General features: G+C 72.1%; 14 protein-coding genes. 5 read left to right on the top strand and 9 right to left on the bottom strand.

From position 1 onward, the window contains the following. Positions 1-104 precede the first annotated feature (104 nt). Complete coding sequence (locus tag ACWEFB_RS32370) at positions 105-1316, bottom strand: DUF418 domain-containing protein (protein WP_452291529.1); 1212 nt, start codon at positions 1314-1316, stop codon at positions 105-107. Between the two features lie 161 nt (positions 1317-1477). Here ACWEFB_RS32370 and ACWEFB_RS32365 point away from each other — a divergent pair, with 161 nt between their 5' ends. Next, a complete protein-coding gene (locus ACWEFB_RS32365; RefSeq protein ID WP_326562474.1) occupies positions 1478-2185 on the top strand; it encodes a TetR/AcrR family transcriptional regulator in 708 nt (235 codons plus the stop codon). Between the two features lie 54 nt (positions 2186-2239). On the opposite strand, the gene ACWEFB_RS32360 is transcribed toward ACWEFB_RS32365, so the two are convergent. Together ACWEFB_RS32360 and ACWEFB_RS32355 are read right to left on the bottom strand one after the other, a co-directional pair. Beyond that, the gene (locus ACWEFB_RS32360; protein WP_452291526.1) at positions 2240-3259 is read right to left on the bottom strand and encodes an NADPH:quinone reductase; all 1020 of its coding nucleotides are present in this window, start codon (positions 3257-3259) and stop codon (positions 2240-2242) included. Between the two features lie 65 nt (positions 3260-3324). After that, the gene (locus tag ACWEFB_RS32355; RefSeq protein WP_452291524.1) at positions 3325-3714 is read right to left on the bottom strand and encodes a hypothetical protein; all 390 of its coding nucleotides are present in this window, start codon (positions 3712-3714) and stop codon (positions 3325-3327) included. A gap of 337 nt (positions 3715-4051) precedes the next feature. Between ACWEFB_RS32355 and ACWEFB_RS32350 the strand changes: the two genes are divergently transcribed. The 3 genes from ACWEFB_RS32350 (at position 4052) to ACWEFB_RS32340 (ending at position 7734) form a co-directional block, all read left to right on the top strand. Next, the gene (locus ACWEFB_RS32350; protein ID WP_452291522.1) at positions 4052-4597 is read left to right on the top strand and encodes a CGNR zinc finger domain-containing protein; all 546 of its coding nucleotides are present in this window, start codon (positions 4052-4054) and stop codon (positions 4595-4597) included. A gap of 510 nt (positions 4598-5107) precedes the next feature. Continuing rightward, positions 5108-6943: a maltose alpha-D-glucosyltransferase gene (treS, locus tag ACWEFB_RS32345; protein WP_326562470.1), complete on the top strand. Its 1836-nt coding sequence runs from the start codon at positions 5108-5110 to the stop codon at positions 6941-6943. Positions 6944-7077: 134 nt separating this feature from the next. Next, positions 7078-7734 carry an HNH endonuclease family protein gene (locus ACWEFB_RS32340; protein ID WP_452291519.1) on the top strand — a complete coding sequence of 219 codons (657 nt, stop codon included), beginning with the start codon at positions 7078-7080 and terminating at the stop codon, positions 7732-7734. Positions 7735-7829: 95 nt separating this feature from the next. Here ACWEFB_RS32340 and ACWEFB_RS32335 read toward each other — a convergent pair whose 3' ends face one another. From ACWEFB_RS32335 to ACWEFB_RS32310, 6 genes are all read right to left on the bottom strand, one after another. After that, positions 7830-9608 carry an NACHT domain-containing protein gene (locus ACWEFB_RS32335; RefSeq protein WP_452291517.1) on the bottom strand — a complete coding sequence of 593 codons (1779 nt, stop codon included), beginning with the start codon at positions 9606-9608 and terminating at the stop codon, positions 7830-7832. Further along, positions 9572-11143 carry a VWA domain-containing protein gene (locus ACWEFB_RS32330; RefSeq protein WP_452291515.1) on the bottom strand — a complete coding sequence of 524 codons (1572 nt, stop codon included), beginning with the start codon at positions 11141-11143 and terminating at the stop codon, positions 9572-9574. The genes ACWEFB_RS32335 and ACWEFB_RS32330 overlap by 37 nt, the downstream gene beginning before the upstream one ends. Positions 11144-11204: 61 nt before the next feature. Beyond that, a complete protein-coding gene (locus ACWEFB_RS32325) occupies positions 11205-13649 on the bottom strand; it encodes a tetratricopeptide repeat protein (RefSeq protein WP_452291513.1) in 2445 nt (814 codons plus the stop codon). Beyond that, complete coding sequence (locus ACWEFB_RS32320; protein ID WP_452291511.1) at positions 13646-14959, bottom strand: hypothetical protein; 1314 nt, start codon at positions 14957-14959, stop codon at positions 13646-13648. The genes ACWEFB_RS32325 and ACWEFB_RS32320 overlap by 4 nt, the downstream gene beginning before the upstream one ends. Positions 14960-14966: 7 nt before the next feature. Then, positions 14967-16007 carry a transporter substrate-binding domain-containing protein gene (locus tag ACWEFB_RS32315; RefSeq protein ID WP_452291509.1) on the bottom strand — a complete coding sequence of 347 codons (1041 nt, stop codon included), beginning with the start codon at positions 16005-16007 and terminating at the stop codon, positions 14967-14969. Then, positions 16004-17356, bottom strand: a complete 1353-nt coding sequence (locus tag ACWEFB_RS32310; protein WP_452291507.1) for a hypothetical protein — start codon at positions 17354-17356, stop codon at positions 16004-16006. Before ACWEFB_RS32310 ends, ACWEFB_RS32315 begins: the two co-directional genes overlap by 4 nt. A 210-nt stretch (positions 17357-17566) precedes the next feature. On the opposite strand from ACWEFB_RS32310, the gene ACWEFB_RS32305 reads away from it, so the two are divergent. Further along, positions 17567-19090, top strand: a complete 1524-nt coding sequence (locus ACWEFB_RS32305; protein WP_452291505.1) for an outer membrane protein assembly factor BamB family protein — start codon at positions 17567-17569, stop codon at positions 19088-19090. Positions 19091-19239: the final 149 nt, after the last annotated feature.

Genomic DNA, 19239 nt, shown 5'->3' with positions numbered 1-19239 from the left:
TGAGTCCGCACACCAGCCAGCCGCGCCGCGCCGGGCCATCCGTGCGCGGCCGTACCGACCGACCCGCCGGGCCGGAGTACGCCCGGCGGGTCGGTCGGTACGGCCTACGGGCGCAACTCCGGCTCGCGGACCGATGCCGTCTCGGGAGCGTCCTCGTGGCGTCGGGATGGCGCGACGAATGCGGGGCGGCGGGCGTTGGTGAACCAGCGCAGCGCCCACTCGACGGGCCCGTAACGGAACCGGCCCAGCCACAGCGCACTCAGTACGAGCTGGACCGTGAACACGGCCGCCACGAAGGCGAACAGGGCCAGGGGCGAGAACGCACCCGCGTACCCGAGCCCGATGCCGCTGAATACGAGCAGGCAGGCCGCGGACTGGGACAGGTAGTTGGTGAGGGCCATCCGACCGGCCGGAGCGAGCGCTGCCCGTACGGCCGTGGTGCGCGGGTTGTGCATGATCCGCAGGAGGGTGGCCACGTACGCGGCGGTCAGCACCGGTGCCGTCGCCACGCTGGCGGCGACCCCGAGGCTGTTGCCGTTACCGCCGCTGGCGGTGTAGATGATCGACCCGATCAGCCCGACCGGGAAGCCGATCCACTGGATCCGGCGCAGGACCGGCTCACTGCCGGTGACCCGTGCCAACCACTGACGGCGGCCGGCGACCATGCCGAGCAGGAACAGGCCGAGCGCGGTCGGGCCCTGCAGGCTCACCGCCTGGATGACGAGCAGCGGCAGGCCGTCGAGGTGTTCCCCGATGTTCGAACCCCACCCGCCGAGCAGGGCCTGGGTCGCGTGCTCGGCGTTGGCCAGCGCCTCGGCCTCCCCCGGCAGGAACGCGGACCGGTCCACGAACAGGGCGCTCGCGACCAGGCTGAACAGCACCAGGGCGTAGAGGCCGACCGCGATCCGGATCGCGGTCCGGTCCCGTACGTTGCGCAGCAGCAGGAGGACCAGACACGCCACCGCGTACGTGGTGAGCACGTCGCCGCCGTTGAGGAAGACGGTGTGCAGGGCGCCGAGGACGAAGAGCCCGAGGATCCGGCGGAGCATCCGCGCGGAGAAGGTGGCACCGGCTCTGCTGGCCGACTCCATCTGGAGGGTGAAGCTGTATCCGAAGAGGAACGAGAAGAGCACGTAGAACTTCATGTCGATGAAGACGGACGACAGTGCGCGGACGACGTTGTCCAGCCCGGAGTCGAAGTCGGGGTCGGTCACCAGGTTCCCCGGATAGCCGGAGGCCATGAAGGTGACGTTGACGGCGAAGATCCCCAGGAGCGCGAAGCCCCGGACCGCATCGACGTCGAGAACTCTTTTCACAGGACTGTGCGTACTCAAGCTGACCCTCCCCGTAATCTGCGTATGCGATACATCGTACGTCGTACAGAGTACGGGGATCTAGGGTATGGGCAAGACCCACGCAGGGACGAGGAGAGGGCGCGACAGTGGCGCAACGGGCGCTTCCACCGGTGGTGGCGCGGATGTGGGGTCGCGAGACCACATCCCGGCACGGGCCCCGACCGAGCCTTGACCTGGGCCGGATCGTCGAAGCCGCGATCGGGATCGCCGACAGCGAGGGGCTGGAGGGGGTACGGATGAGCAGCGTCGCCAACCGAGTCGGAATGGCGACGATGTCCCTCTACCGGTACGTCGGCAGCAAGGACGAGCTGCTGACCGTGATGGTCGACGCGGCCATTCCCGAGCCGCCCCCGGTGGACGGGCGGCCGTGGCGCGGGTACCTCACCGCCTGGACCCGGGCCAACCGCGACATGCTGCTCGAACGGCCCTGGCTGCTGGGGGTCACCAACCGCACCCCGCCCGCCGGGCCCCGGATGCTGCGCTGGCTCGACCGCGCACTCGCCGCACTCGACGGCACCGGACTCAGCTTCGCTGAGCGGATCAACATCGCGACGGCCCTCACCGGGTACGCCTCCAGCCAGGCGAACCTCACCTACGGCATGATCAGCGCGGCCGAAGCCGCTGCCGGGGACGGATCCATCGGTGGGTTGGCCGACTACGGCGACATCCTCGGCCAGGTCCTCGATCCGGCGGAGTACCCGGACCTGACCGCTGCCGTACGGGCGAACGCCTTCGGCGTCAACGAGGAGTGGGTCGACGACGCCGACTTCACCTTCGGGCTCGACCTGCTCCTCGACGGCATCGAGGCCCTGATCGCCCGCCGCCGGTAGGCAGGGTCGACTCGCCCGCCACCGCAGGCAGGGTCGATCAGGGCCTCGCCGGACTCAGGCGACGTCGATGAGGACCTTGCCGACCGCGCCGGACTCGACCGCGGCGTGGGCGTCCGCCGTACGGTCGAGCGGGAAGCGGTGCAGCGGTAGACCCGCCGCCTCGCCGACCTGCAACGCCCCGGCCGCGACGGCGGCGGCGACGTCCTCGACGGCATCCCGCTTCGCCGCCTCGGGCACCGTGTAGACCAGCACGAACCGGTAGCCGATGTTCTTGAGCATCAGCCGGAGTGCCGGTAGCCGTACGTCCGCCGGTTCGTCGGTGGCGTAGACCGCGATCGTGCCGGCGAAGGCGGTGACGTCGTGGTTGAGGGCGGCGTTGGCGCTCGGGGCGACCTCCACCACGATGTCGACCCCGTCGGGTGCGAACTCGCGGATCTCCGCGGCCGGATCGCCCGTACGGTAGTTGATCACAAGGTCGGCGCCCGCGGACTGGGCCAGCTTGGCCTTCTCCGGTCCGCTGACCGTGGTGATCACCGTCGCGCCCGCCCACTTGGCGAGTTGGATCGCCGCGTTGCCGACCGCCCCGGCACCACCGGCGACGAGCACGACCCGGCCGGCGAGCGTACCGGGAGCCAGCCGCTGCGGGCCGTTGTCGCCCACGGTGAGGCAGCGGTGCGCGGTCAACGCCGGGATGCCGAGGCTGGCCCCGAGGTCGAAGGAGGCGTCGTCGGGCAGGGCGACCGCCTGGCGGTCGGGCAGCGTGACGTACTCCTGGGCGGTGCCGTCGGCCCGCCGCCAGGACGCCTCCCACACCCACACCCGCTCACCGACCCGGTCGGGCGAGACTCCCTCGCCGACCGCGTCGACGATGCCGGCCCCGTCCTGGTTGGGGACGATCTCCGGGTACTCCAGCGGGCGCCCCGGACCGCCGCGCCGGGCCTTCCAGTCGGTCGGGTTGACCCCCGACACCTTGATCCGGACCCGTACCTCACCGGGAGCGGGGTCGGGGACGGACCGCTCGGTCGGGTGCAGCACGTCCGGCGCACCGGTTTGTGTGTAGATGATGGCCTTCATAGGTCGAGACTATGGAGAGCGATCAGCCTTTTCCCCACCACCGACCGGTGACTGCCCTCACAGCATCAGGTGTTCAGGGCCGCGACGAGGCCGTCCGGGTCGTCGACCGTGACGGTGAGGCCGGGATGCCGCAACCAGCGGCCGGGGGCCATGCCGGGGACCGGTTCGCGGAACCGGATGCAGACGCCCGCGGCGGTCGTGGTGCCGAAGCTCAGACCCCGGTCGACCATCGACACGTGCGGGCCCAGGATCCGCCACCACTTGTACGGACCGGCACGCTCGGCCCCGACGATGTTCGACCGGGGAGTACGCAGCCGCCATGGGCCGTACCGGACGACCAGAGTGTCGTCGACGGTGACCCAGGCGGTGTCCGGGCGGATGCCGACGAGCGACAGCGGCACCCGGAAGGACTGCGCGAACGCGAAGCCGAACCGTCGCGGCGCCGGCCCGGTCATCGGGAGCCCACCCCGGCCGTACCGGGCTCGGCGGGAGTGGGCGCCGACCGTGGTCCGGGAGGCGCGGGACAATTCGACCGTTCGGTTAGCCACACGACGCCGGTCTACCCGGCCACCGCCGATCGACACACCGGACCGGGAACGGATAACTCGAACACCGCCGGATCCGATCCGGCCGGACAGGGCCACTCCGGCACGATTACGTTGAGTAGTCGCCATAGCCCGCAATGGCAGGACTGGTACGTGACCACACCCCCGCTCGTACGGTGACGGGAACGGGTACGCCAGCGGTGATCGTCTTCGGTGTTCACGTACCCGAGCCTGATGTAATGCCATTGTGCATCTCAACCCTTACGGGCAGGACGCGGTACGCCTCGCCGTCGACCTGGCCAACAACCGCCCGACGTCAACCGTCGACCTGGTACGGCGCTGCCGCGCCGCCGGCCTGGTGATCGACATGGCGGTCGACGACCGGGACCTGGCGGCGGCGTCGGAGTTGCTCGACCAGTGGTGCGCGATCGTGGACGCGCCGGACGAGGTCCGCCGGGCCGGGCTCGTCAACGCGCTGCTGGCGGCTGCCTCGGCGTACCCCCGGCTCTCCGACCACGAGGGCACCGGTTGGCATCTGCACTACCGCGACGACGGGGTGCCGTTGGCAACCGTGCTGCGGGCCCTGGTCGGGGTCGGCACCGCGCTGCACCTCGCCGGCCGGGGCATGGGCAGGCTCGGTCGCTGTGCCCGCACCGGTTGCACCACCATCTACGCCGACACCTCTCGCAACGGCCGTCAGCGCTACTGCTCCCCCGCCTGCGCGAACCGCGACGCCGTCCGCCGCCACCGGGCCAACCACCCGCCCAGCCGCCCCGACGACGCGTCGGTCTAGGGCGGGAAGTGCTTGGTTGGGCTTCACTCGCGTGAGCCCCGGATCCGGGGTGGGGGCCGGGAAATAGGTGCGCGCCCCGATCGCCTGCCACGGGGGAAGCGGGCGATTGGGGCGCGCACGATGAGCTTAACCATGCCTGTTCACCGAACACAACGGGTGATGTTCAGTCAGATTTCCGACCGCCGCCCGTGCGCACAGAAGGTACAAATAGGTCTAACGCCCATACAATGGCACGACACGGCTCGCCTCCGGGACGCGTCGCAGCGCCCGTTCAGCGCGCGTACGCGCTGGTGAGAGGGGGTGTGGGGCGATCACCACCCGGTCCCGCGTCGATCGTCGGATTCGCTACTGAAACATCGGCGTTACCGCTGATCGTCAGCCCCGGTTGAAGCGGATGAACGGGCGGTGAACCCGCCGTCACCGATGCCGGCGATTCCTTCCCGCGTGACCCGCGGGTGCGCCGACTGTCGAACCTGCGGGCCCTCCATCTTGGAACCCCGGAGGAGAACCATGTCCGATCTAGCTGAGCGCGTCAACGCGCTGACGATCCCGTCCACGGACCAGGATCTGGGGCTGCTGTCCAGGCAGATGCCCGTACTTCCGACGCCGGCCACCAACCGGCGGCAGGCTCGTGAAATGCCGGTCGAACCGCGGTGGTACCAGCGGGCGATCTTCTACGAGATGTTCGTCCAGGCGTGTTTCGACGCCAGCGGGGACGGCTTCGGGGACCTGCCCGGCCTGACCACCAAGCTGGACTACCTGAAGTGGCTCGGCGTCGACTGCCTCTGGCTGCCACCGTTCTACGACTCCCCCCGCCGCGACGGCGGGTACGACATCCGCGACTACCTGAGCGTCGCCCCCGAGTTCGGGACCATCGACGATTTCGTGACGCTGATCGACGAGGCGCACAGCCGGGGCATCCGGGTGATCACCGACCTGGTGCTGAACCACACCTCCGACACGCACGAGTGGTTCCAGCAGTCCCGGCAGGATCCGACCGGCCCGTACGGGGACTTCTACGTCTGGCGGGACACCGACACCGAGTACGCGCAGGTCCCGATCGTCTTCTGCGACAGCGAGCCGTCGAACTGGACCTACGATCCGGTCCGGCAGCAGTTCTACTGGCACCGCTTCTTCGCCCACCAACCAGACCTGAACTACGACAACCCGGTGGTACGCGAGACCATGCTCGACGTGGTGCGCTACTGGCTGGGGCTCGGCATCGACGGGTTCCGGCTGGACGCGGTCACCTACCTCTACGAGCGGGAGGGGACCGACTGCGCCAACCTGCCGGAGACGCACGCGTACCTGAAACGGCTGCGCAAGACCGTGGACGAGGAGTTCCCCGGTCGGGTCCTGCTCGCCGAGGCGAACCTCTGGCCCGCCGACCTGGTCGACTACTTCGGTGATCCGGAGGCCGGTGGCGACGAGTGCCACATGGCGTTCCACTTCCCGGTGATGCCCCGGATCTTCATGGCGGTACGCCGCGAGTCCCGTTTCCCGATCTCGGAGATCATCGCCCAGACCCCGCAGATCCCGCAGGGCTGTCAGTGGGGCACCTTCCTGCGCAACCACGACGAGCTGACCCTGGAGATGGTCACCGACGAGGAACGCGACTACCTCTACGACGAGTACGCCAAGGACCCCCGGATGCGGGTGAACCTGGGCATCCGGCGCCGGCTGGCCCCCCTGGTCAACAACGACCGCAACCAGATCGAGCTGTTCACCTCGCTCCTGCTCTCGCTGCCCGGCTCGCCGGTGCTCTACTACGGCGACGAGATCGGCATGGGCGACAACGTGTGGCTGGGCGACCGCAACGGGGTCCGTACCCCGATGCAGTGGTCGCCGGACCGCAACGGCGGCTTCTCCAACGCCGACCCCGGCGCGCTGTTCCTGCCGGTCAACCAGGGCCCGGTGTACGGGTACCAGGCGGTCAACGTGGAGCGTCAGCTCGAACAGCCGGCGTCGCTGTTGCAGTGGACCCGGCAGATGATCGCCGTACGCAAGCAGCATCCCGCGCTCGCCCTGGGCTCCTTCCGTGACCTCGGTGGCAAGAACTCCACCGTGCTCGCCTTCCTGCGCGAGTACGACGGGCCGGACGGGCACGAGGTGGTGCTCTGCGTACACAACCTGTCCCGCCATCCGCAGCCGGCGCAGTTGCCGCTGGGCAGCCGGTTCATCGGTCACCTGCCGGTGGAGTTGACCGGGCAGACGACGTTTCCGCTGATCAGTAGCCGGCCGTACCAGCTCACCCTGCCGGGTTACGGCTCGTTCTGGTTCCAGCTCACCAGCAAGACCCCGAAGCCGCGTACGTCGCCGACGGATTCGCTGGTCGCGACCGGTTGACCGGGTCGGCGGGACCGAGGACGGAAACAGGGTGGAAATTTAACCATCGTTCATGCGCGGGTGGAGCCAAACGAAATCCAGCTACGTCTATATAGGGGTCAGGCAGATCAACTGCCCCCACAGATGGAGCCGTGATGACCCGTACCCCCCTGCGCTGGGCCACCACCCTGCTGGCCACCGCCACCCTCGCCGTCCTCGGTCTCGCCAACCCGGCCCAGGCCGCGACCGTCTCCCAGCCGCTGCGCACGATGGTCGCGAACCTGCCGGTCGCCTCCGAGATCCGCACCGGCTACAACCGCGACCTCTTCCCGCACTGGATCGACGCCGACGGCGACGGCTGCAACACCCGTTACGAGGTCCTGATCGCCGAGGCCACCACCAACCCGTCGGTCGGCTCGGGCTGTTCCCTCACCGGCGGCCGGTGGTTCTCGTACTACGACGGGGCCTACTGGACCAACCCGTCCGACCTGGACATCGACCACATGGTGGCGCTGGCCGAGGCGTGGGACTCCGGCGCCCGCTCGTGGACCACCTCCCGGCGCCAGTCGTACGCCAACGACATGGGCGACGTACGGGCGCTGGTCGCGGTGACGGACAACGTGAACCAGTCCAAGGGTGACCAGGACCCGGCGAGTTGGGTGCCGACCCGCGAGCTCTGCCGCTACATCGGCGAGTGGGTGGCGGTGAAGACCCGCTGGCGGCTCACCGTCGACACCGCCGAGAAGAACGCCCTCACCAGCCGGGCCGCCTCCTGCTCCAACATCACCCTCACCGTCACCCACGCCTTCTGACCCGTCCCGTACGGGGAGGCCGGTGCGATCCACCGGCCCCCGTACGGCGCGGTCAGCAAGGACGAGCGTCGCCAGCGCGGCGTCCCGAGAATGCCTCAATCCGGCGTGGGGCGGTGCAGGGCCGGCACGGCGGCGAAGGTGGTGGCGGCCGAGCGCACCTGACGTGGCCAACGCGGATCGGCGGAGATGTCGAACACCGCCCGCCGGATCACCGGCGCCACGGCGAGCTCGGCCAGCACCGCCAGGCAGTCGGCGGCCAACGGGCGCTCACCGGCCTGCCAGTGCCGCAACAACTCGGCCAGGATCTTGTCCCGTACCCCGTCCGACATCGGGATCCCGGCGCCGAGCAGCTGCCCGGAGGCGAGCACCTGCGCACCGGTTCCGGCGGCCAACCGGGTCAGCGTCGACTCGGTCGCCCGACCCGCCCGCGCCAGCGCGTACACCGCCGTCCCACGGGTCGCCGGGTCGGCCATCAGCGCCAACCACTCCGGCTCCTGCCAGGACCGGGCCACCGGCCCCGCCGCCAGGTACTCCGCCACCGCCCGGGTCAGCGGGTCGGCGTCGGCGCCACGCGGGACGTACAACCCGGTGGCGACGAGCAGGGCGCGGACCCGACCGGGCCAGTCCCGCAGCAGCCCACCGGGCGGGACCGGGGCGTGCTCGTTGGTCCAGCCGACCGCCGCCGAAACCGCGGCACGGTCGCGCAGCCAGCCCGCCGCCGCAGCCTCGCACAGGCCCTCGACCTGCTCGTCCAGCCAGGCGGCTACCGCCGTACCCGAACCGCCCCGGCGGCCCAGCGCGGCGCCGGTCTCCTCCACCGCGGCGGCACCGCTCTCGACCAGGTGCGGGACGAACCGGTCCAGCAGCTCCGCCGGCCCCGGCGGCAACACCCCCGACCGGCCCTCCCAGCTCAGCGCCGCGAGCGTGACCAGCAACGGGTTGCCCGTCAGCTCGGCCAGGTCGACCCGGTCCAGCTCCACCCGGAACCGGTCCCGGTCGCGATCGGCCCGCTCCGGGTCGGCCACCCGGTCCCGGAACCAGCGCTCGGCAAACACCGACAGGTCGGCCGGGTCGAACGGCAGCAGGCGATGCTCGGCGAAGTACGTCCGCAGCGCGGTCGTCTCCTCCGCCGCCAGCGGGCGGGTGGTGAGCAGCAGCCGGTACGGGTGGTCCACCCGGGCCGCCCACTCCCGCAACTGCCCCAGGACCCGTGACCGGACGTTCGGATCGGTGATCCGGTCCACCCCGTCGACCAGCACCAGCCACCGGCCCGACCGCCCCGGCGGCTGACCCGTCAACACGGTCGGCAGCCCGAACCGGTACGCCTCGGCCAGCGCCTCCGGCAACGACCGGTCGACCAGGGCGGTCGCCGACAGCGCCAACCCGACCTGCTCCGGCGCCCCGGCCCGACCCCGACCGGTCCCGGTGCCGGTGAAGCCGCGCGCCAGTTCCCGCACCGCGTGCCCGACGAAGGTGGTCTTGCCGCTGCCCGCCGGTCCGACCAGCAACAGGTGCGGGTCGGTACGGAGCAGCCGGTCGGCCTCGAACGCCGGGACCGGCCCGATCGGACCGGCACCCGGCGCGACCCGTTGCCGTACGTAGATCGCAGAGAGCGAGGAGACCGAACCGTCGAGGAACTGGTACGCGTGCGCCGGTACCGCGTCGCGCTGGGCGGCCACCAGTGCGCGTACCGATTCCGTGGTCACCGCGGTCCGGCCCGGCCGGCGGCGCTGCCAGGCGGCACTGCCCCCGATCATCGCCAGTACGGCGATCGTGCTGACCACGATCGACGAGATGTTGTCGAACCGCTCCAGCCACTCGAAGAGGTCGAAGGCCATCAGCCGGTCCAGCTCGCGTGGAAGTCGTACCGGCACCGCTCGCAGAACCGCCCCCGGCGGCGGGTCCGGCACTCCGGGCACTCGTCCGGCAGCGGGGCGACCTCCACCTCCGGCGAGCGTGGACCCGGCACCCCACCGAGCGGTACGGGACCGGAGGCGCCGTTGTCGGGCCCGTCGTTCGGGCCGCTGAGACCGGTCGGACCGGCGGTGTCCCAGGAACGGGTGTGGTGGCCGGTCACGGTCGGCACCTGCCAGTGGCCGGGGTCGACGTCCGGCCGGAGCCGCACCCGTCCCGACGCGGCGTCCTCGATCTTCACCACCCGGTCGAAGACGGCCAGCTTGTCGTGCGCACCGGCGGCGTACGCCAACGCCACCGCCCGCCCCATCAACGCCTCGGCGTCGGCGAGCCGGCGCTCGTCGAACGCCTCCCAGGCGGCCCGGATCGCCGCCGCCAGCTCCTGCTGCCGGGTGTAGTGGGCCACCGTCGGGTTGATCCCGGTGTAGCGGGCGATGTCCTCGGTCCACTCCACCGCCACCGCCGTCTGCCCGACCTCGGCGATCCCGACCCCGGCCGGCCGGTCCTGGTCGGGCAGCACGTCGGCCGGCTCGGCCACGCCCGGCACCAGCAGGCTCAGCCAGGCCACCCGGCGGGTCTCGTTGGCCGCCATCGGCTGCACCGCCAGCCCGATGTGGTAGTCCCGGTGCCCCTCGCCCCACGACCCGATCGGATAGTCGGTGGTCTGACCGTCGACCGGTTGGGCCAGCTCGGCGAGGTCGGCGATGGTCGGGTACACCTGCTTGACGAACCGGACCCCGGCCAGCGCCGACGTCCGTACGCGCAACCGGACGTCCGCCGTCCGCTGACCCAGGGCGCCCGCGATGAGCTGCGTGAACTCGGCGGAGAGCCGGTCGAGGTCCTCCACCGGCACCACCGGGTTCGCGCCGAGCGCGTCGGCGATCCGGATCAGCTCGGTGCCCCGCCAGGCGTGCACCCCCGGCCGCTCGGCGATCGCCCGGCAGTCCACCGTGTACTGACCGGCGCACTCGCCCAGGATCGCGTCCAACTCGGCGACGGGTTCGCTCTCGTTGCGCCCGTCGGTGAGCATGATCGCGTGCCGTACGCTGCCCGGCGCCTCGTCGAAGATCCGGGCCGCCAGCCGGAGCCACCTGCTCATCGCCGTACCGCCACCGGCACCGGTACGGCGCAGCGCCTCTTTCGCGGCGGTCCGGGTGGTGTCGCCGGCAACCATCAACCGGGCCGTCCCCGGATAGATCATCTCCGCGGTGTGGGTCCCCGCCACCACGGCGAACCGGACCCCGTCCGGCAGCGCGTCGATGGCCGCGATCGCCGCCCGACGAGCCTGGATCAGCTTGCTCGTCGGTGACCCCATCGAACCCGAACAGTCCAGCAGGATCACCTCGGCGAGGTGCGGCGCCACCAGTCCGGACCCACCGTCCCCGGCCGCCGTGCCGGTCGAGCGGACGGTGGCGACCACGTCCACCAGCGTCCCCTCGGTCGGCAGGTACATCTCGTAGTGGGTGCTGATATCGAAGCTCGGGCCAGCGCTCACCGGCGCACCTCCCCGGATCGAAGCGGGCAGAGACGGCGCGGCACTGCGCGGGTACGGAGGTTCACAGCCAGGTCCAGGGACGTACCTGATTGGCCCGGTCCACCAGGGCGACCCGCTCCTGGCGCAACACACTCTGCCGGGCCAGCGAGCGGTAGACCTCGGCCAGCCGCTCCCGCAGCCGCTCCTCGGCCAGCGGCACCCCGAACACCTGTTCCGTGCCGGCCGGCTGGCGCGGCACCGCCCAGGCGAGCGCCACCTCCAGCACCTCGGCGGTGAGGCTGTCCCGGGCGGCCCCGGTCAGGTCGATCGCCTCCGCCGCGACGGCGGCGTCCACCAGGTCGACCTCGGCCGGATCCGCCACCCGGGCACCGGACAACAGCGCCCTGACCTTCGCGACCTGCGCCGGCACCCGGTAGCTGGCCGTCTCCGGCACCTCGTCCAGGGCCGCCGCGGCTCCCCGCCGGTCACCCTGCCCCAACCGGGTACGGGCCAGCCCGAACAGCGCGCTCAGCGACGAGCGCTCGGTGGCCCAGACTGCCGCGTAGTGCCGCTCGGCCGTGGGCAGGTCGCCGTCGAGTTCGCTGGTCACCGCGTACCCGAGTCGGGCCGGCAGTTCGCCGGGGAGCAGCCCGTACACGGTGTCGAAGTGCTGGCGGGCGGCGCCGATGTCGCCCGAGGCCAGGGCGACCAGCCCGTGGTGCCAGTCCAGCCGCCAGTCGTCGACCGGGGCGTCCGGCCGGGCGGCCAGCTCGGTCAGGGTGCCGGCGGCCAGCTCGGGCTGCCCGGCGTCCAGGTAGGCCCGGGTCAGCCGGAGCAGCACGTCCCGGCTGCGCTCCGGTGCCCGACCGAGCAGGCCGATCAGCTCCGCCGGCTGGACCGCGCCGACCGAGCCGAGAAAACCGGCACCGGGATCGGCGAGATCCATCAGCGGCGCCGGGAGCGCGGTGGCGACCATCGCCGCCGGCACCGGCGTGGTCAGATCGTCGTACGCGCCGAACGGGCGGGGCGCGAGCCCGAACAGGGTGGACGCCGTGGGCGGCACCTCCTGCCCCTGCTCCGCGAGCACCTGCCGGAGTACGCCGTGCACCTGCGCGTACATCTCGTCGGCGGAACCGAACCTGCGGCCCGGCTCCGGGTGGGTCGACCGGGCCAGCAACCGGCGGTACGACTCGTGCTCGTCGAGCAACTGCGGCACCGCGTCCGGCAGCCGCCCGTCCGGGAACCGGCTCACGTACTGGCTGGTGTTGGCGGCCAGGCTGAGCGCCCCGAGGGTGCGCCCGACGGTGTAGAGGTCGGAGCGGACCGAGGCGGCCCGTGCCCCGTGCCTGTGCACCTCGGGCGCCTCGAAACCACGGGTGCCGAGCAGCGGGCTGTCCAGGTCGTCGGCGCGGCGGGCGGCACCGAGGTCGAGCAGCTTGAGGCGGTTGCCGACGTGCATGACGTTGTCCGGCTTCAGGTCACAGTAGAGCCAGTCCTGCTCGTGCAGGTGCTCGAAGGCGTCCAGGATGGCCAGCCCGTACGCCAGCACCTGCGGCAACGGCAGCGGCCCCGGTACGCCCCAGCCGGACGGGCGCGGTCGCATCTCGTCCAGCGACTGCCCGCCCACGAACTCCATCACGATGTACGGCGTACCGTCGCCCGCCTCCGGCGGCACGAAGTCGTAGATCTTGACGATGTTCGGGTGGTCCAGGGCGATCAGTGCCCGCCGTTCCCCGACGAACGCCTCGGCGGCGGTGGCGTCCTCGGCGGCCCGCTGGCGCTTGAGCACCCGCCAGCTTGCGTCCATGTCCTCGTCCCGGGCGGCGAAGATCCAGCCCATCCCGCCGTAGCCGATGCAGCCCCGGATCCGGTACCGCTGCTTGATCACGTCGCCGTCGTGCAGCGGCGGGACGAACGAGAACGGGGTGCCGCAGTGCGGGCAGTAGCCGGTGGTGATGCCGGAGTCGGTGCCGTCGGTCCGGCCGACCGGGCGCCGGCAGGAGGACCGGGCACAGATCCGGGCGTGTTCGGGTACGGCGTGCTCGGCCCGGATCGCGGTGAGCGGATCCCGGGGCGGGACCACCGGCATCTCGACCAGCCCGAACCAGCGCCGGGTCCCGCCGCCGAAGCCGGGTGGTGGTCCACCGCCCGGCCGGGCGCCCGCACCCCCACCGGAGCCGCCACCGGTCGATCCGCTGCCCGACCCCGTACGCCAGCCGGCACCACCCGAGCTGACCCCGACCGGGCCCGGAACGCTCGGTCCCGCCGGGCTGCTCGCTCCCGCCGACGCTGACGGTGCGGTGGCGGGCCGGCTCGGACGGGCGGCCACCGACGGCCGGGCGAACGCGCTCGGAGCGCCGCCGCGCACCGGCCCGGATCCCGCCACCGAGCCACCCTCGACGCCGTTCGAGCCGTTGGAGCCGGCGGAGTCCTCACCGGACTGGCCGGCGCAGCGGTGGCCCCACTTGAGGCAGAAGCCGTCGAGGTCGACGGCGCCCGGACAGTCGCGGGCGAGACAGCCGTTCATGCCGGACCCTCCTCGTTCACCGCGTGCAGGTACCGGTTGACCGCCCGGTCGGCGGCCGGGGCGTCGAGCGGATCCGCCCGGAGTCGACGCCGGGCCTCGTTGTAGAGGTCGGTCAGGGCCAGGTCCTCGGAACGGCCGGCACCGAACGCCTTGCGCTGGAAGGCGTCCAGCCGGCCCCGAAGCTCGATCCGGTAGTCGTAGAGGCGTCGCCGCCGTATCCCGGCCGCGTCCCGGGCCCGCGCGGCCTGTTCCGCCGCCGAGGTCACCGCGGCACCGATCTCGGCCGGCTCGGACTCCTCGTCGACCGCGTCCCACCACTCGCCCCGGCGGCATCGGCGTTCGACCGCGCGCAGCCGTACCCGCAGGGTCGCGGCCTGCGGCACCGGTGGGCCGGAATCGGGGCCGGGGTCGGGATCGCCCGGGATCGGGGTGAGGCCCCGCCACGCGTGTCGCGCCTCGGTCTCGTCCGCGTCGAGTCGACCGATCAGCAGCCGCAACTCGTCCACCAGGCCCGGCAACCGGCCGCGCAGCTCCTCGGCCCGTCCCACCCGTACGCCGAGTTCGGTGATCCGGGCGGCGAGCCGGTCCCGGGCTGCGGCCCAGGCCACCCCGTCGGCCGCCCCCAGCGGATCCCGCTCCCCGCCCCGGCGCAGCGAGTCGATCTCGGCCTGCAAGCCCTCGACCAGCGCGTCCGGTACGGACACCCCGGCCGCCCGGCCCCGCACCTCGGCGAGCCGCCCGACCACCGTTTCGAGCCGGGTGAGCATGGTGGCGCGGGCGGCGGCGACCGCCTCGGCCACGGCCAGGATCGCGGCGTGGTGCTCGCCGGCCCGGACGATCACCTCCGGCAGCGGCAACGTGATCACCTCGACGGGTGCACCGGTGGCCGCGGTCAGGACCACCTCGCACGGGCCGCGCAGCAGTGCCCACAGCTCGGTGTCACCCGCCGGTGCGCCCGGGTCCAGCTCGGCGACCAGGCCCGACCGTTCGACCGGGCCGGCGAAGCGGCGCTGACGCAACAGGTCCGCCCGGTCGAGCAACTGCTGGGCGGCGGCGAGTTGGGCGGCGAGCTCTCCGATCCGCCACTGGACGTCCTGCCAGGCGCGGGCGGTCGCCCCGGCGGCGTCCGGCCGCTCCAACTGCCGGTAGCCGTCCGCTTCGTCGCGGACCACCAGGGCGCCGGCCAGCCGGGCGCACTCGGCCCGCAGCCGGCGCAGTTCCGCCTCCGGCTGAGCCGACCCGCCCTGCTGGTGCTGCACCTCCGGCTGGTGCTGTCCTCCCGGATGTTCCCGTGCGCGTGGTTCGGCCATCCCGTCCTCACATGCCCGGGGGCCAGGACAGGTTGGGGCCGTAGCGGGCCGGGGGCGGCCCGTTGTCCGGGTGCTCCTCCAGCCACTTCTCGTGCATCTGCACCCACCTGCCGTTCTGCCGGACCTGCTCCAGCACGTGGTTGACGAACCGGAGCAGGGCGACGTCGTCCTGCCGGGTGGCGATCGCGTGCGGTTCGTCGCTGAACCAGGTGCAGGCCGATTTCGGCTCGTCGTGCCAGTCGCAGGAGGTGTCACCGGTCGGGCGCGACGGCGGTTGGGTGACCAGCCGGGTGGTCGGGTCGAGGTCCCGGAGACCGAGTAGCACATTGTGGTCGGTGGAGATCGCCTCGACCTGCTTCTGTTGCAGCATGACCAGGCAGTCGGTCCAGTTCGGCACCGACACCGGGAGCGGCTTCTCCGGCCGGGCCCGGGTGTGCTCCAGCGAGGTGGTGCCGGTCGCCGCACAGACCGCCTTGCCGCCCAGGTCCCCGATCCCCTGGTACGGGGAGTCGCCGCGCACCAGCACGGTCTGCCCCGAGTCGAGGTAGTCGGTGGAGAAGGCGACCTCCGTGGCACGCGCGCAGGTCGCGGTCATCGAGTCGGCGACGATGTCCACCGTCCCGTCGTTGAGCCGCTGCTGCCGCTCGCCCGAGGTGACCACGACGAACCGTAGCGTCTCCTTCGGGTCCCTGCCGGGGAACATCGCCTTGGCGACCTCGTGCAGCAACTCGATGTCGAAGCCCTCGAACTCCCCGGTGGCCGGATTACGGGAAGTCATCCGGGTCATCGTCTGGTCCACCCCGGCCCGGATGTAACCCTGCTCGACGTATGTGCCCGGCGGGGTCGGATCCGGCCGCAGGCTCAGCCGCGCGTCACAGTCGGGCGCGCTGATCGGGCTGGGGGTCGGCGCCGGCCGCTGCGCCCCGACCGGGTACGGCGAAGCCACCGGCGGCGGCTGGTAACTGCTCGCACAGCCGCTCCCGGCGAGCAGCAGCACCACAGCGAGTACGGCGGTGGCGCGACGCGGTCCGGTCGGGTAACTCGTCATCGGTACTCCCTCACCCGTACCCCGATGCCGACCGCCACCCCGGCGGCGCCGATCAGGCAGAGCAGCAGCGTGACCACACCCAGCGAGGTCGGTGCCGGTGGCGTGTTGGTCAGCTCCTGGTAGATCTCCCGGTCGACCCGGTTGATCTCCTTCGTCAGCTCGGTGTCGTAGTGGGTGAACGCGGTGGCGACCTCCCCGCCGGGCAGCGCCGCGGCGACCGCCGCCGGGTGGGCGCCGAGCCGCTCGTTCTCCACGATGTACCGATCGTGACCGGTGCACCAGACGCCGACCAGGACCCGCATCTGGTCGGTGAAGCCGGCCACGGTCGAATCGCAGTGCGCGTCCCGCCGGAACCGCTCGTTCAGGGCCACCATGCCGTACTGGTTGCTGTTACCGCCGAGTCGCAGGTGGACGTCGGCACGGGCGCGAAGTGCGTCGCGCTGGATCTCGATCAGGTCCCGGTGCTGGTCGAGCTTGCGGCCCGCGACCGTCAGCCGCTCCTCGGCCTGCGGCCAGTGCCGCCAGGAGACCACCAGCCAGCAGGTGGTGGCGAGCATGGCGGCGGTGGCCAACGCCAGCCCGGGGTTGACCCGACGCTTGGTCCGCCGCCGCAGGTAGCGCTGGCTCCACCAGAGCGGGACCAGGGTGAGCAGGGTGATGCCGATCGACCCGAACAGGGCGAGCTGGCCGTCCCGCCGGGCCTCGCTCAGCCTGGTCGTCTCGTCCTCCCAGAGCTGCTGCGCGGCGGGCAGCAGGACACCGCGCAGGTAGCCGGACGCCTCCCGCAGGTACGCCGAGCCGAGCAGCGCGTCCAGCCGCCTGTCGGCCGGCTCCGCCCCCAGCTCCTGGGCCCGCCGAACGAGGTCGGTGTAGACCGGCAACTGGTTCGCCACCCGGGCCAACCCGGTGGCCCGGTCCGGGTCGCCGCCGGTCAGCCCGGCCGACTCGGCCAGCAGCCGGCGTACCTCGCCGAGCGCGTCCTCGTAGTTGCGGTTGAGCTGCACCCGCTGGCCGGAGTCGGGTGGGGCGAGGAACCGGCCGGTGGCGGCGGCATCGGCCTCGGCCAGCCACCGGTGCATCGCCTGGGCGTTGCCGCTCATCTGGGCGGCGCTGGTGACCATCACCTCCCCGGCGTCGACGGCGGCCCGTGCGGCCAGCCCGGCGATGCCGGCGGTCAGCGCGAACAGCAGCACCAGCATGATTCCGACCAGGACGAACCGGTTGGGGGTCGGCACCAGCAGCCGGCGCAACCGGCGGCGCCGGACACCCCGCAGCCGGCGACCACCCGGCCGGGCGGGCCCGGCGGCGAGGTCCGGCCGCGGATCGGTGTCCAGTTCGGTCAGTGTCATCGTCACCACCCCTCGTCGACCGGGTGCGGCGGGTCGGTGGTGACCCAACCCACATCCGCACGCAATGCTACTGAGGGCATGCGACAGGTGAGGTCCCGCGCCACGGCGGCGTGGGCTCGTCCGTTCGTCCGACATGCACTGACAGCGCAGATATCGAAACAGTCGGATGGGATGAGCGTCGACCGGCGGGACGGTCGGCAGACTGACCCGATGAGGCCACCCAGTGATCGGCGCCCGAGCCGGCTCGTCGCGGCGATCGTCGTACTCGGGCTGCTCCTGGGTGGGGTCTCCTGCGACCGGGGTGAGGCGCCGGACCGTACCGGGTCGTCCTGGGTGACCGGGGAAAGGTCCGCGACGGCCGGCGCGAGCGCGCCCACCGCGACCGCCGCGCCCGACACCCGGTGGTCGGACCCGGCCGGGGTGGGCCAGCCGTACGGCGACAAGGTCCCCGGTCTGCTCACCTTCCGCGGCAACCCGACCCGCACCTGGTACGGCACCGGCCCGCTGCCGCGCACCGCCCCGAAGCCGGCGTGGAAGTTCCCCCGCAGCGGCGGGCTCTGCGCCGAGTCCACCGACGACAAGGGCACCCGGCAGTGGTGCGGATCCGGCTGGACCGGTCAACCGGCCGTGTTCGAACGGGCCGGGCGGACCTGGGTGGTCTTCGGCGCGTACGACCGCAAGGTGCACTTCCTCGACGCGGTGACCGGCGAGCGGATCCTGCCCGACTTCCCCACCGGCGACATCATCAAGGGCTCGGTCACGGTGGACCCGGACGGCTTCCCGCTGGTCTACACCGGGTCCCGGGACAACTACTACCGGATCATCGCGATCGACCGGGGCAAGCCGACCGAGCTGTGGAAGCTCTCCGCCCGGGCGGTCTCACCGACGCTCTGGAACGACGACTGGGACGGTTCCGCCATCGTCATCGACGACTACCTGTTCGAGGGCGGCGAGAACAGCCAGTTCCACATCGTCAAGCTCAACCGGGGCTACGGCCCGGACGGGAAGGTGACGGTCGCCCCGAAGCTGGTCTTCCACGCCCCCGGCTGGGACGCGCAACTCCTGCGCGACATCGGCGACCGGATGGTGTCGATCGAGAGTTCGGTCGCCGTGTACGGCGACACCGTCTACTTCGCCAACTCCGGTGGCCTGGTGCAGGGCTGGGACATCAGCGGGCTGAAGGAGGGCCGTACGCCGAAACGGGTCTTCCGGTTCTGGATGGGCGACGACACCGACGCCACGGTGGTGGTCGACGCCGAGGGCGCGCTCTACGTCGGCGCCGAGTACGAACGCGGCACCGCCCGCTCCCGCGAGGTCGGCCAACTGGTCAAACTCGATCCCCGCCGGGCGGACGACCCGCTGGTCTGGCGGGTGCACGACACCGACGGGCGGCCCGCCGGGGCCTGGGGCACCCCGGCCCTGCACCGGGACGTGGCCATCTTCGACACCAACGGGGGTGAGGTGCTCGGCATCGACCGGGCCACCGGTACGGTCCGCTGGCGGTTCGACCTGCCCGGACCGACCTGGCAGTCCCCGGTGGTGGTCGACGACGTCCTGCTGATCGGCGACTGCGCCGGGGTTCTGCACGCCTACGACGTCGCCGACACCACGGTCATGCCGAAACCCCTCTGGCAGGTCAAGCTCGGCGGCTGCATCGAGTCCACCCCGGCCGTCTGGCGCGGCCGCATCTACGTCGCCACCCGCGCCGGCGCCTTCCACGCCCTGACCCCATAACCCCCTCCTCCCCTCCTCCCCTCCCCCCTCCCCCCGTCCGCGATCTAGGGCAAATGGGGGCTCGTTGATCTCTTGAGCACAACCATTTGCCCTAGATCGCGGACGCGCGGGGTGGGGGGGAGGAGGGGTGGGGGGAGGGAGGGGAGGGA

Source organism: Micromonospora sp. NPDC004704, from assembly GCF_053601675.1.
Note: the sequence above shows the minus strand (reverse complement) of the source record. Positions and strands in the feature narration are given on the sequence as shown.